The 15056-nt window shown below is 40.2% G+C and carries 6 protein-coding genes and 2 pseudogenes; 6 read left to right on the top strand and 2 right to left on the bottom strand.

The genetic code is table 11. From position 1 onward, the window contains the following. The first annotated feature begins 37 nt into the window (after positions 1–37). The 4 genes and pseudogenes from CFY87_RS06955 (at position 38) to ppiD (ending at position 10925) form a co-directional block, all read left to right on the top strand. Positions 38–2835: pseudogene (locus CFY87_RS06955) on the top strand (M16 family metallopeptidase). Between the two features lie 298 nt (positions 2836–3133). Continuing rightward, on the top strand, positions 3134–5869 hold the full coding sequence (locus CFY87_RS06950; protein ID WP_094946505.1) for a TonB-dependent receptor domain-containing protein: 2736 nt from the start codon (positions 3134–3136) through the stop codon (positions 5867–5869). A 600-nt stretch (positions 5870–6469) separates the two neighbouring features. After that, positions 6470–8887, top strand: a complete 2418-nt coding sequence (gene lon, locus CFY87_RS06940) for an endopeptidase La (RefSeq protein ID WP_094946504.1) — start codon at positions 6470–6472, stop codon at positions 8885–8887. 187 nt (positions 8888–9074) lie between these two features. After that, positions 9075–10925 carry a peptidylprolyl isomerase gene (ppiD, locus tag CFY87_RS06935; RefSeq protein WP_094946503.1) on the top strand — a complete coding sequence of 617 codons (1851 nt, stop codon included), beginning with the start codon at positions 9075–9077 and terminating at the stop codon, positions 10923–10925. A gap of 210 nt (positions 10926–11135) precedes the next feature. Here the strand turns inward: ppiD and CFY87_RS11790 are convergent. Further along, positions 11136–11225 (bottom strand): annotated as a pseudogene (locus CFY87_RS11790) (helix-turn-helix domain-containing protein); the annotation flags it as partial. A gap of 466 nt (positions 11226–11691) precedes the next feature. Here CFY87_RS11790 and rpsB point away from each other — a divergent pair. Together rpsB and tsf are read left to right on the top strand one after the other, a co-directional pair. Further along, positions 11692–12423: a 30S ribosomal protein S2 gene (rpsB, locus tag CFY87_RS06930; RefSeq protein ID WP_094946502.1), complete on the top strand. Its 732-nt coding sequence runs from the start codon at positions 11692–11694 to the stop codon at positions 12421–12423. A 153-nt stretch (positions 12424–12576) separates the two neighbouring features. Further along, the gene (tsf, locus tag CFY87_RS06925; protein ID WP_094946501.1) at positions 12577–13428 is read left to right on the top strand and encodes a translation elongation factor Ts; all 852 of its coding nucleotides are present in this window, start codon (positions 12577–12579) and stop codon (positions 13426–13428) included. 73 nt (positions 13429–13501) lie between these two features. Here tsf and ppx read toward each other — a convergent pair whose 3' ends face one another. Continuing rightward, the gene (ppx, locus tag CFY87_RS06920; RefSeq protein WP_094946500.1) at positions 13502–15049 is read right to left on the bottom strand and encodes an exopolyphosphatase; all 1548 of its coding nucleotides are present in this window, start codon (positions 15047–15049) and stop codon (positions 13502–13504) included. Positions 15050–15056 lie beyond the last annotated feature (7 nt).

The following is a 15056-nucleotide window of genomic DNA, read 5'->3' as shown; positions in this document are numbered from 1 at the left end:
GACCGCAGGAAACTGCGGTCGTTTTTTGAGGAATTTTATGCATCTGCTCAATCGCCTGCTTGCTTTTTTATCGTTTTTTTTACTGATGTCTTGTGCGGGATCATCGCTTTCGCCGAATACGCCGCTACCTTTTGATCCCAATATCGAACGGGGAACATTAGACAACGGGTTACGTTATTACCTTTTGACAAATCGTCACCCCAAAGATCGTCTTTATATTCGCTTAGTGGTGAACGCCGGCTCAATGAATGAAGATGAAGATCAACGCGGGGTGGCACACATTGTGGAACATATGGCGTTTAACGGTACAAAACGCTTCCCGGAAAATACGGTCATTCAAGCCTTGGAAACATTGGGAATGAAATTTGCACGGGATATTAATGCCTTTACCGATTTTGAAAATACGGTTTATACCCTAAATTTATCCCGCAATGATCCGCAAAAATTAGCACTGGCGTTTGACGTCATCAATGAATGGATGAATCACTTGACGATTTTACCCCAAGATCTTGATGCTGAAAGAGGAATTGTGCTGGAAGAATGGCGGGCAAGATTAAGCCCAATGCTACGTTTAGGGGATAAGAAGAGTGCCTTTGAAATGGCGGGTTCACGCTATGTGTTAAGAGATCCTATCGGTGATGTCAATGTCATCAAAAATGTCAGTGACAAACGGGTGAAAGACTTTTATCAAAAATGGTATCGTCCCGACAATATGGCATTAATTGTGGTGGGCGATGTTGATACAAATGTGATCAAAACCCTGATTGAAAAAAATTAAATCACTCGAAAAAAAACACGCCTCTTATCCATCCTGACTATCGCATCCCTTTGAAAAAAGGTTGGCGGTTGGAAACTTTATCTGAAGCGGGAATACATACTGCGACGATCGAATTGAGCTTTTTGCAAGACAGTTTCCCCGAAGACACAGTTGAAGGATATCGAAAAGAATTTATTCAGCAGCTGTTGATAAGATTAATCAATTTAAGATTACAACAATGGGAACAAACACAAAATGCGGTGGATTCTGCAAATTTTTATCAAAACTATCTCGGTAAATCAACATTGCAAACCCTATACTCTTTGCAATTGTCAAAACCGGATTATAAAAACACCGTTGATGCCTTATTCCAATTTATTGCACAACTTAATACACAGGGATTTCAACAAGAGGAATTCAATGCCGAAATTCAACGCCTAAAAAAACTGAATCAAAAACAATTGAATATTCAAGCCGGTAGCCTAAAACTGGCAAACGATTTTATTCCCTTTGTTGCCAATCAATCGGCAATTCTCAGCCCCGACCAAAAATATCGCCTGAATACCCGAATTTTATCCAATATTACCTTGGAAGAAGTGAATCAATACATCAAAAAACTCACGTCATTGGACAGCAAATTGTTACTTATTACCCAACCCCACCCAGCCAAAGCTTTAGATTTCAATATAAAGGATCTCGAAAAACAATGGCAAATACAACAACAATCCGCATTATCAAATCATAACGATAAAAACAAGCTTCTCGCTACAACAGAGCGTGAAAGTGCGGTCAAATCTTTGCCGATTTTTGATCTTCCCGAAAAAGACGTTATCAAAGTAAAACACCATAAGAAAGGCAATATCAGCGAATTTCGTTTGGAAAACGGAAGTCGCCTGATTTACCACTATTCCGACAAACAGCCGGGACAGGTTCATTTTAAAGCCTTGACATCGGGAGGTCTACGTTCCGTTGCAAAAGCGAATTATCACCGACTTCGCACAGCGGCAACCCTTGTAGATGAAACCGGTATCGGCACCATCCCACAATCGGACATCAAACGTCTTTTGGCGGATCATCAAGTGGTTTTTTCCACCTTGGTTGACGATACCCAACAAGGATTTGTCGGCATAGGAAGAGGGGAAGAATTGGAAATTTTGCTCAAATTATTCCGCTTAAAACTGCAAAGTGCGACTATTTCACCACAAGTTTGGGAAAAATACCGTCAAGAAACCATAGACTATTTCAACAATATGGATAAAGAAACGGCTTTTATGCGACATATTGCAAAATTACGCTATCCTAATACCGAAACGGCTTACACACAAAATTTATCGCAAATTCTCAATGCCGATCCTCGTCAGCTTGCCGAGCTCTATCATAAGACTATCAACGGTAAAACGGATTTTACTTATTTTATTATCGGCGACATCAAAGAAACTCAAGTTGTCAATTTGGCACGCCGTTATTTAGCCAATCTTGATGTTAAATCGCAAGTGCGATCGGTTTATCCCGTTAATGTTGCCGTACCGACACAGACTTTTCGTATGACCGGTTTAAAAGAACCCCGCTCGGAAGTGGAAATTCATTTAACCGCAAAAGCAAAAGTACAACCTGAAAATCTTTATGTACTTGATGTGTTGGCAGATGTTATCGAAGAAAAATTACGTCTTTCCCTGCGTGAAAAAGAAAGTGGGATTTATTCGGTCGGAACTTGGATTACCCAAGATCCGTTTACCCCGCAAATTGAAGGGAAAATCACCTTCAGTTGCGATCCGAAACGCACCAATTATCTTCTCGAGATGACACACCGCATTTTAGACGATATGGCGAATAATGGGATTGATCCGGCGTTAATTGCGAAAAAAGCCGCCGAGAAGAAAACGCAAATCAAGCAACAGTTTGACTCATTATTGTTTGTTTCCGATCGCATCGAACAAAGCTATCGCCTTGATAACAGTCCAAAATGGATCTACCTGTATGAACAATTTGATCACATTGTAACAAAACAAAATGTGGATAATGCGGCAAAAACCGTCCTCGCTCCCCAAGGGCGTTTTACCGCCGTTCTCACTCATTAGTCCAATGCGGAGATTTCTCCGCTTTATTTTTTTGAATTATTTATAGATTCACTCTACCATTTAGCAAAATTTGCATTAGACTATACGACAATATCCTCTGAGTGATGTAAAAGTGCGGTGACTTTCCGCCTATTTTTTAAATAAAAACAATTCTCATTATTGATTAATCGCAATTTTTAATATAGAGTGATACGCTCAAAATCATGTTATGTAAATGATACTTTACCTGCTTATCTTATCGTAAAAATCATTATTAAATCGAATTTCAACGTACCTTACTTAAATCAGAGGAATTTTTATGGCAAAGCACTATAAATTAACTATGGTTGCACTGTCTGTTCTGAGTACCTTAGCTTACGCAGAAGAAACATTGGAACAAATTAATATTGAATATAAAATCCCACCAAAACAAGATGTATTTAAAAAAGCCGAAGCGGTGAGTGTACGGGATAATATTTCAACTGCAACCCAATCCATTGACGATATTATCCGCAGTGTTCCCGGTGCTTTTACAAATTTAGATAAATCATCCGGTGCAATTTCTGTGAATTTACGCGGTCAGACGGGATTTGGGCGGGTTGATACAATGATCGACGGCGTTTCGCAAACCTTTTTTGCCACATCGGGAGATAACAGTAAAAAATCGGGCGGGACATCACAATTCGGAGCTCAAATTGATCCTGCTTTTATTGCCTCTGTGGATATTCATCGTGGTTCCGGCGGTCAAAACGGTTCAAATGCGTTAATCGGCTCCGCAAATTTCCGCACTATCGGTGTCGATGATGTATTAAATGAAGGGCAAAATGTCGGCGTAATGCTTAACAGCGGTGGCGGTACAAACAGTATCGGTCCGAACTATATGGTTGCCCTTGCGGGAAAATATGCCCTTTCCGATACGGCAACTATCGGTGCAATGTACGCTTACAGTTGGCGTAAAATATCCCAAGATTTTAAAGTCGGGGGAGGAGTTAATATTCGTGACGTAGATAAAGAAGACGTGAGAATTTTGGCGAAAAAAAGCTGTACAGGAATGGCGTTCCCCAGTGACTGTGTCACCAATGCCATTGAGAGATATGAACGTCAACCCTATGATCCTTCCCAACTAACCCAACATCCCAAAAGCCATCTTGCCAAATTGGAATTTAAAGATGAAAAAAATCAGGCAGTACTGTCTTTTCGCTCGCTTTCTACCGCACTTTCAGGTCGAAATCTTGATAACCGAAATTACCAACTCAATTATACCTATACGCCGAAAGAAAACCTCCATTTTAATGCTATTTTAGCGGATAACACATCTAAACAAAACTATCAAAAAGGGGCATTTTACAACAGCAAAGCATTAACCGACGTGTTAATCAGTAAAAATAAATCTCAAACATTAAATTTAAATGTGAATTTCAGTACCCCACTGAGTGAAAAATTAACTTATGAAGTTACCCTCGGCAGTAATTTTCTCGTCAATGAATACAGCAAAAACCGTCACCCTCGTGAATTAGCCTATAATTTTGCCCACGGTGAACCAAACAGCATTGCAGATTGTCCACCCCGCCCCTACGGTCTATATAATGATGACGACGAATCAAAAGGTTGGCTGGTGTGTGATTACCACAGCACAAAATCCAATACTTTCCAACCGGACGGTAAACAGCGTTTTAGAACCTTTTATTTGGACCAAACCCTTACATACGATATTTATACCTTACGAGCCAATGTAAACCGTCAATTTTATAAATACAGCGGTACAACATTTCATCGCAATAAATACTATCAAGACAGTTGGAAAAAGACTGATATGAAATATCATAATGCCGATGTTTGGACAAATTCAACCTCTGAAGATTTTGTAAACAAATATGGGGCTGAATATTTATTAAATAATCATATTGAGCATTGTTATAGCGAATTTGGCAAATATAAAAGCGATTTTAGAAAAAGTTATGTAGATATCTACTGCCCATTGCAAGATTACGAACGAAAAAGAGGCGGTTCTCGCACCCATACCAATTATTCTTTCTCACTTTATGCGGATTTTCACCCGCTCTTTTCCCCATTCGTAACCTATTCTAAAACCCACCGTGTACCGAATATCAAGGAAATGTATTTTTCAGAAATCGGCGATTTAGCGGTCCGCACCGATTTAAAATCGGAAAAAGCCAAAACCGTCCAATTCGGTATTAACGGACATAAAGAGGGTATTTTCAGCGATTGGGATATGCTTGGTTTTAAAGTTCTCGCTTATCAAACCAAAATTCACGACTATATTCTCAATGCAAAACGGGAATGTAACGGATACAATATTAACGACTGCTTTCCGCATATTACTCATTTCAATTATGCCGGTGGCATGACAAAATTCAAAGGCAATGGAACACAAGGAAATACAAGTGTCCCTCTTGACGGAAACGGCGTGGTAACCCTAAAAGGCATCGAATTGGAGGTCAATTACGATATCGGTTGGTTCTATGTCAATCTTGCTTACGCCAGACAAAAAAGTAATCAACCGAGTTCATTCTCAGATTCTAGTGCTAAAGTAAATGCCATTTCATCAAGTGGTGTGTATTTACAAGGATTCGGATTAAGTAAAGTCTCGGTTTTACCCAAAGATTACGCTTCATTGGATATTGGCACAAGATTATTCGATGGAAAATTAACTCTTGGAACGATAGCAAAATACTACGGCAAATTCAAACGTGCACAATTAGATAAAAGTGAAGGTGATGTGATTGTTTCCGATGTATATAAACCAAAAGGGATGAAAGTCAATGGTTGGATGCGTATCAGCGGTACGGAAGAAGTCAAAGCACAACCAATGATCTTTGATTTTTATGCGATTTTTCAGCCGACCGAAAATCTCACCATTAAAGGCGAAATTCAAAATGCGTTTGATAAAAAATACATCAACCCGTTGGATGCCAATAATGATTCCGCATCGCAAAGTCAATTTATTATGGGCGAAGATTTGGGGCAAATGACGACGCTCAATAATTATTCTCGAGGGCGGACGTTTGTGTTAAACGTTAATTACCGTTTTTAAGTTTTAACCACACTCAAGGAGCAGGAGAAGTCTACACCTCCCCTGCTCGCTCACAAACGTCATCTGTGAACGTTTCACAAAACGATTTTGCAGTAGTTCTACCTAGTGGCGTTCAGAAAGCGGATTTATAGGATTTAATCATGGTAATCTGACTTGGATGAATGGTTAATGTATTATAACCGTCATCTCACCCATCAAGGAAAAATGTACTGTAAAAGATCGCCATGGAGACATTAGTTGAAGGAAAACGCATTTGGGCAGAAAAGAATTTAAGCTTAAATTAACCTGACCGCCCTCTGCTATTTTAAACGGGGAATTCAAATTAAGTTTAATCTTCTACAGGTTTTTATGACCAAATACAGCCTAACATTTAATAGCAAATCGTGTGTTTCTCATTCAAACATGACGAAAAGCTTTTTTCACATATCGTTATTTTCATTTTTTCGATAGATAAAATACCAAAATCAGCTCTTTGAATAACCAGTTCACTTTCCTGGACAGCTCATTTTTGACCGCACTTTTTTATTTTCCCTTGAATTTTAGCCTTTCACCCCAATATTACAGCTTAATCCCAATTTTTAGAGAGAGAGTAGATGAGAGATGAACGCAAAACGAACTGAAACACAAACAATTCCGGTTCTACCATTGCGTGATGTGGTAGTGTTTCCTTTTATGGTAATGCCATTATTTGTCGGACGAGCAAAATCCATTCGTAGCCTGGATGAGGCGCTGGAAAGCGGTAGACAATTATTATTAGTGGCGCAGCGGCAAGCGGATTTAGAAGAACCGACAGTTGATGATGTGTATGATGTCGGGACGATCGCGAATATCATTCAATTATTAAAATTGCCGGATGGTACGGTTAAAGTGTTGGTGGAAGGTCAGCAACGCGCCAACATTCTTTCATTGCAAGATACCGGGGAGTTTTTTAGCGCGGAAGTGTTACCGATTGACAGCTTGAGTGGTGATGAAAAAGAATTGGATGTCGTGAGAAATGCGGTGCTTTCTGAGTTTGAAAAATATGCCAATTTAAACAAAAAAGTGCAGCCGGATATTTTGCCGGCGTTGCAACGCATTGATGATGCAGAACGTTTAGGTGACACCTTGGCGGCACATTTGCCGGTAGCGGTTGCGCAAAAACAAATTTTATTGGAAGAAGCTAACGTGGCATCGCGTTTTGAATATTTGCTTGGTTTGATGGAAACTGAAGCGGATTTGCTACAAATCGAAAAGCGTATTCGCGGTCGCGTGAAAAAACAAATGGAGAAAAGCCAGCGCGATTATTATTTGAATGAGCAAATTAAAGCCATCCAAAAAGAATTAGGTGAGAATGATAACGCCATTGACGAAGTCGAGCAGTTGCGTAAAAAAATTGAAGAAGCCAGAATGCCAACGGAAGCGCGCGAAAAAGCGGAAGCGGAATTGCAAAAACTGAAAATGATGTCGCCAATGTCGGCAGAAGCAACCGTGGTGCGTAGTTATATTGATTGGATGGTACAAGTACCTTGGCATAAACGCACTAAAGTGAAAAAAGATATTGCGAAAGCACAGGAAGTTTTAGAAACTGATCATTATGGTTTAGAACGCGTGAAAGAGCGTATTTTGGAATATCTCGCGGTGCAAAGCCGCTTAAATCAAATTAAAGGTCCGATTTTGTGTTTAGTGGGACCGCCGGGGGTGGGAAAAACCTCGTTGGGACAATCCATTGCAAATGCTACCGGACGAAAATATGTGCGTATGGCGTTGGGTGGTGTGCGTGATGAGGCGGAAATTCGCGGACATCGTAAAACCTATATTGGTTCATTGCCGGGGAAATTGATCCAAAAAATGGCGAAAGTCGGTGTAAAAAATCCGTTATTTTTGTTGGATGAAATCGACAAGATGTCTTCCGATATGCGTGGCGATCCGGCATCTGCGTTGTTGGAAGTGTTGGATCCGGAACAAAATACTCGTTTTAATGATCACTACTTGGAAGTGGATTATGATTTATCGGATGTGATGTTTGTGGCAACGTCCAATTCCATGAAAATTCTGGGACCATTGTTAGATCGAATGGAGGTTATCCGTCTATCCGGTTATACGGAAGATGAAAAATTGAATATCGCTACTCGTCATTTATTGGCAAAACAAATTGAACGTAACGGGTTGAAAGCCGGTGAATTAGTGATTGAAGATAGCGCGATTTTAGACATTATCCGTTATTACACACGTGAAGCCGGTGTGCGAGGTTTGGAGCGAGAAATTTCCAAAATTTGTCGTAAAGCCGTAAAAAACTTGCTACTTAATAGCAAATTACAATCCATAACTGTTAATACAGAGAATTTACATGATTATCTTGGCGTAAAACGCTTTGAGTTCGGGCGTGCAGATACACAAAATCGCGTGGGTGAAGTAACCGGTTTAGCATGGACAGAAGTGGGCGGCGACTTACTGACTATTGAAACAGCCTCTGTTCTCGGCAAAGGTAAATTGACCTTCACCGGCTCCTTAGGAGATGTGATGAAAGAAAGTATCCAAGCAGCAATGACTGTTGTACGCGCCAGAGCGGAAAAATTAGGGATTGCCGCTGATTTCCACGAAAAACGCGATATTCATATTCATGTGCCGGATGGGGCGACGCCCAAAGACGGACCAAGCGCCGGGATCGCAATGTGTACCGCCTTGGTGTCTTGTTTAACCGGAAATCCGGTGAGATCCGAAGTGGCAATGACCGGTGAAATCAGCTTACGCGGGAAAGTGTTGCCGATTGGCGGGCTGAAAGAAAAATTGCTGGCGGCACACCGTGGCGGCATTAAGACCGTGATTATCCCAAAAGATAATGTGAAAGATTTGGAAGAAATCCCGGAAAATGCGAAAAATCATTTAAGTATTCACGCTGTAGAAAGCATTGATGAAGTGTTAAGTATCGCATTGGAAAATCCGCCGGAAGGAATTGAGTTTGTGAAGCATAAACCGTTAAATAAAGTGAAAAGCACGCGCAGTCGAAAAGCAAGCACTACCTCAAGGGCGGTTAACTAGCAAAAGTGCGGTCAATTTTTACGTTATTTTATAAGCCGGGGACAAATCCGGCTTATTTTCGTTTTTTCCGTGTTTTTCATGGTGCGAAGACGTAAATTTTCTATTATAATCAAAAAGATTTGCGGTAGCGAAGAGTTTACACTACCGATAATGGGTTTTAATTCTCACTATTACAGGAATAAATTCAATGTTAATGGAAAAATTTCATGCGGCGTCAAATGGCATTATTTGGAAGCTGATAATGGTACTTATCGGGGTTTCTTTTGTGCTAAGCGGCGTTGCCGGCTATATGTTTACTCAAGTGGATACGTCGGCAGCAAAGGTAAACGGAGTGGAAATTCCGCAGCAAATGTTTTTGCAGCAATACAATAATGAATATCAAGCATTAAGCCAACAATTTGGTGCGCAATTTGCCGCAGTGGCGGATTCGCCTGAGTTTATCAATGGTTTGCGTAAAAATATTTTAAATCGTTTAATCGATCAAGAATTATTACGCCAATATAGCGAAGATCTAAAACTGGGTATTAGTGATACACAAATTAAACAAGAAATTGTTTCTATGCCATCATTACAAACCGACGGAAAATTTAATAACAATTTATATCAACAAATGTTGGCGGTAAATGGAATTAGTTCTGATTCATATGCGGCATTGGTTCGCGAAGCCCTGCGCCTTGAGCAATTGCAAGCGGGATTAGTTTCCTCTGATTTTATAGTGCCGATACAAGCGGAGGCGTTAGCTAAATTATTTTTCCAACGTCGCGAAGTGCGTTTAGCCACATTCCCACTCGCTGATGAAATTACCAAACAAACGGTAAGCGAGCAGGAGATGCAAACCTATTATAAAGAAAATCAATCTGCTTTTGCTGCGCCGGAGTTAGTGAAAGTGCAATATATTGATTTAACGCGTACTTTAGCGGAAAAAAACCTTAATGTGACTGATGTTGAGATTTCACAATATTATCAAGATAATAAAGCGCAATATATGTCGCAACGTTTGGCGCATATTCAAGTGCCAACCGAACAAGAAGCGCAGACCCTTTATGCGGATTTGCAAAAAGGCGAATCGTTCACCCAATTGGCGAAATTATATTCGACTGATAAAATTTCCGCTGCCAACGGTGGGGATTTGGATTGGGTGACACCGGGTATGATGCCGCCGAAATTTGAAGCCGCGGCAAGTAAACTTGATGTTGGGCAATACAGCCAACCGGTGAAAGTGGATAATGCGTATCACATTATCAAATTGGAAGATGAAAAAGTACGCTCGTTAGATGAAGTGAAAAATGAAATTGCGGCAAAAATTCGTAATGAGTTAGCGGTAAATGCGTTTTATGCATTGGAAAAACAAGTAAACGAGAAAGCCTTTGAAAATCCGGATAGCTTAGAAAATGCAGCGAAAGCGGTAGGTGTGAATATGCAAGAAACCGCCTATTTTTCACGTCAAAATATTCCTACCGAGTTAAATTACACCAATGTAGTTTCGACTATTTTTGATTCGGATATTACCCAAGGTGGGACAAATTCGGAAGCCATTAACGTAGGCGATCAGCATTCTATCGTGGTGCGCGTGGTGGATCATAAGCCGGAAGGCATTCGTTCTTTTGAGGATGCAAAAGCAGATATTGAAAATTATCTGAAACGTCAAAAAGCGGAAGCTCTGGTGTTAGAAAAAGTACAAAAATTAGCTCAAGAATTGTCTTCAGCAACAATGCAAGACAATGCTGTTGATTTTTCCGAACCTCAATCGTTAGTCTATGCGGAAAACAAAGATCCGATTTTAAATAGTGCAGTTTTTGCAATGGCAAAACCAACGGATAATAAAGCCACTTATGGTGTCGCCAGAGATGGTAATGGTGATATAGTGATTGTTGCCTTGCAGAAAGTTGAAGATGGAAAACTGTCTGCCGAGCAATTGGCTGCTTTTAATATGCAGTTGCAACAAGCGCGTCAAGCAGCGTTGCATAATACGGTTTTAGCCGCATTACGTAATAAAGCCAAAGTGGAAATTAACGAGGAGTTTATGAAACAAGAGTAGTTTTCCTTTTATTAAAAACAATTAATTACGAAAAGAGTTGGGATTACCTGTAGAAGATCAGACTTAATCTGACAGTCCCCCGTTTAAAATAACAGCGCCTATCAGATTAATTTGAGCTTAAATTCTTTTCCGCCCAAATTCATTTTCCATCAAATAATGTGCTCATCAGTGTTCTTCCACCGCACATTTTTCCTTGATGGAGGCGATAATGGTATCTCGGCTCATTCCCATCACTTTACAGGCTTGAGAAATGTTACCGCGTTCTTCTGCTAAATTTAATAAACTCGGTTTGTGTTTAATAAGTGGATTAGTGAATAAAACATAAAGGTTTCCTTTTTTGTTTAGATTGAATTTGGATACTCACATTTTCATCGGGAAACTCTCACTTTTTAGAGTGATTTGTCAGATAAGTCTGAGCTTCTACAGTTAAATAGTGAGGAGCATCCATCGGGCGGTGCCGTGACGGTTACTATAAAAAGATGCTAAATTATCTATGTCTTGAAAGTTAGTGAAAAAATAACATTTAGGACAAACTTTTCTTTTTGAATGAATGCCTGATATATTATCAGGCATTATTTTTACAGATTGAGAAAATTTTCTGGTTTTTGACCGCACTTTATGATATAAAGCACGCCGATATTTTAATTTTTCAAAGATATCGAATTTATTTTAAATCACACACATATCGCTCGGGTAAATCGGGGTGCCAAACGGTCGATTTACTTGGTATGTGGAGGCTAAACCCCAAACAAAAGGAAAAAATATTATGGCACAAGTTTCAATGCGCGATATGCTTCAAGCAGGCGTTCATTTCGGTCACCAAACTCGTTATTGGAATCCAAAAATGAAACCTTTCATTTTCGGACCTCGTAATGGTGTGCATATCATCAACCTCGAAAAAACCGTTCCAATGTTTAATGAAGCATTAGCAGAATTAACTCGCATTGCAAGCAACAACGGTAAAATCTTGTTTGTTGGTACAAAACGTGCCGCAACTGAAGCAGTTAAAGCAGCAGCATTAGACTGTCAACAATATTATGTCAACCACCGTTGGTTAGGTGGTATGTTGACTAACTGGAAAACAGTTCGTCAATCAATCAAACGCTTAAAAGATTTAGAAACACAATCTCAAGACGGTACTTTCGACAAATTAACGAAAAAAGAAGCGTTAATGCGTACGCGTGAGATGGAAAAACTTGAGTTAAGTCTTGGCGGTATTAAAGATATGGCAGGTCTTCCGGATGCGATCTTCGTTATCGGTGCAGATCACGAACATATCGCTATTAAAGAAGCAAATAACTTAGGAATTCCGGTATTTGCTATAGTTGATACCAACTCTACTCCGGATGGCGTAGATTTCGTTATCCCGGGTAACGATGATGCGACTCGTGCAATTCAGTTGTACCTTTCTGCCGCAGCAGTAGCAGTGAAAGAAGGTCGTCAACAAGAAACCATTACTGAAGAAAGTTTCGAAGCTGAAGCGGCTGTCGCTGAGTAATTCGGTTGTCTTAGACGGTGAGTGGCGTAAGCCCTTATTAATCACAATGATTAATTGGTTAGCAGGGGGCTTGATGGCTCCCTGCTTTTTTCATTAAAAGTGCGGTAATAATGACCGCACTTTAAACTCAATAGCGTGATAGAGGATTTTAAAATGGCTGAAATTACAGCAGCATTAGTTAAAGAACTTCGTGAACGTACCGGCGCCGGTATGATGGAATGTAAAAAAGCCTTAGTAGAAGCTAATGGTGATATTGAATTAGCGATCGATAATATGCGTAAATCAGGTCAAGCAAAAGCAGCGAAAAAAGCAGGTCGTATCGCAGCGGAAGGCGTAATTTTAGCGCGTCTTGCAGATGGTTTCGGTGTGTTGGTTGAAATGAACTGTGAAACAGACTTCGTAGCAAAAGATGCCGGCTTCTTGGGCTTGGCAAATGAAATTGCCGACTATGCGGTTGCTAACAAAGATACAAGCATTGAAGCGTTACAAGCACAATTTGAAGAACAACGTGCGGCATTAGTAGCAAAAATCGGCGAAAACATGACAATTCGTCGTGTTCAATATTTAGATGGTCAAGTGATTGCACAATACTTACACGGTGCGAAAATCGGTGTATTAGTTGCCGGTGAAGGTTCTGCTGATGAGTTGAAAAAAGTGGCAATGCACGTGGCTGCAAGCCGCCCTGAATATGTTAATCCAAGTGATGTGCCGGCTGATGTGGTTGAACATGAGCGTAATATCCAAGTAGATATCGCCATGCAATCCGGTAAACCACGTGAAATCGCAGAAAAAATGGTTGAAGGTCGCATGAAAAAATTCACCGGCGAAGTATCATTAACAGGTCAGCCATTTGTTATGGATCCTTCTCAATCTGTAGGCGATTACTTAAAATCAGTGAGTTCCTCTGTATCTAACTTTATCCGTTTAGAAGTGGGCGAAGGTATTGAGAAAGTAGAAGAAGATTTTGCGGCAGAAGTAGCAAAAATTACTGGCGGAAACGCATAATTTTTGCTTTGCATAAGCATAAAAAAGCGGGTTGATGATAACCCGCTTTTTGTTTGATTGTTTTTATATAGCATTATTTGAATGTCAATTGAATACCCAGCTCGTCTAAGATCTGACTTTCCGTCGTTAAGTCATTTTGTATTAACGGATTGCGCTCAAGATACCCCGCTTCAAATTGTAAATGCCATAAATTGGCAGTATTATCCACTTCTAAGATCATGTTATGGGTCACTTCTGTAGCTTGGCGTGAGCGATTAAGCAAAATAGCGAATCTTAGTAGGCCAATAATCACCATCACATCTGATTCGGCATAGCGAGTAAATTTCGCCAGATCTGTCAGTTTAAACTGGTTAATTTGGTAGCGAACAATAGTGGCAAGCAAACGTTGCTGCTCTTTGTCAAACCCCGGCAGTTCCATATTTTGTAGAATATAAGCAGAATGTTTTTGCATGCCTTTATGATTGATCACAATGCCTACTTCATGCAATCTTGCCGCCCAAAGGAGAATATCTTTCATTTCTTGCGCTATGCGTGAATTTTTCCAATTTTGATATTGTCCGGCAAGCAAGCGTGCGCTTTGATAGACGCGATCCGATTGCGGTAAATCTAAATTAAATTGCGTCGCTAATGCCACTGCAGTACGCTGACGTATATTTTGTACTTGGAAATTTTTTTCTAATCCGTACATAACGCCTTCGCGTAACGCTCCGTCGGAATAACGCATTTGCTTGATCTTAAAAATATCAAAAATAGCGCTTAAAATTGCCAATCCCGGCACAAAAACATCTACGCGATCATTATTTAAACCCGGTATTCTCAATTGATTGTAATGTGAGGCGTTGAGTGTTTGTTTTATTAATTGATCAAGGCGTCCCGGCGTAATGATACCATTCGGTGCGATAATGATACTAATGACCTGTGCAATAGTTTTAATGGTACCGGAAGAACCTAACACGGATGTCCAGCCGAGACTGCGATATTCAAATTCCAAATCTTCAATTTTATTTAATGCACTTTGCTTCGCGCGCTCGAAATTTTCTCGTGAAATTTTCCCTTTCGGGAAAAATTGGGCGCCAAAACTGACACAACCCATATGGCGACTTTTTGCGATTAATGGGACAAAATCATCACCAATGATCATTTCGGTTGACCCTCCACCGATATCAATCACCAATTTGCGCCCGACTTCCGGTTGGGTGTGCGATACACCAGCATAAATCGTTTTAGCTTCCATTTCACCGGTGATGATATTAATCGGATAAGGAAATACTGCTTTGGCTTGACGTAAAAATTCGATATTATTAACCGCAGTTCGCAAGGTATAAGTCCCGACTACATTCACATTATTTGGATCAAAACCCTGTAACCGTTCGGCAAATAAGGCGAGGCAGTTGATACCTCGAGCAATTGCCTCTTGGCTTAAGACCTTATTTTCATCCAATCCCTCGGCTAATTTTACTTTCTGCTTTAAGCGAGATAAGACTTGAATTGAACCGTTAACAATACGGGCAATGATCATATGAAAGCTATTGGATCCTAAATCAATAGCAGCAATTTCTCTCACATTGTGACGCTTTTCATCAAGTGCGGTCACTTTTTCCGTTAAATTTTCGTAGTGCATAGCGTTC

Source organism: Actinobacillus seminis, assembly GCF_002263215.1.
GTDB lineage: Bacteria > Pseudomonadota > Gammaproteobacteria > Enterobacterales > Pasteurellaceae > Actinobacillus_B > Actinobacillus_B seminis.
Note: the sequence above shows the minus strand (reverse complement) of the source record. Positions and strands in the feature narration are given on the sequence as shown.

Bases quoted from the DNA above. Each gene is read 5' to 3' on its own strand.
- CFY87_RS06950 (WP_094946505.1), top strand. From the start codon at position 3,134: ATGGCAAAGCACTATAAATTAACTATGGTTGCACTGTCTGTTCTGAGT.
- lon (WP_094946504.1), top strand. From the start codon at position 6,470: ATGAACGCAAAACGAACTGAAACACAAACAATTCCGGTTCTACCATTG.
- ppiD (WP_094946503.1), top strand. From the start codon at position 9,075: ATGTTAATGGAAAAATTTCATGCGGCGTCAAATGGCATTATTTGGAAG.
- rpsB (WP_094946502.1), top strand. From the start codon at position 11,692: ATGGCACAAGTTTCAATGCGCGATATGCTTCAAGCAGGCGTTCATTTC.
- tsf (WP_094946501.1), top strand. From the start codon at position 12,577: ATGGCTGAAATTACAGCAGCATTAGTTAAAGAACTTCGTGAACGTACC.
- ppx (WP_094946500.1), bottom strand. From the start codon at position 15,049: ATGCACTACGAAAATTTAACGGAAAAAGTGACCGCACTTGATGAAAAG.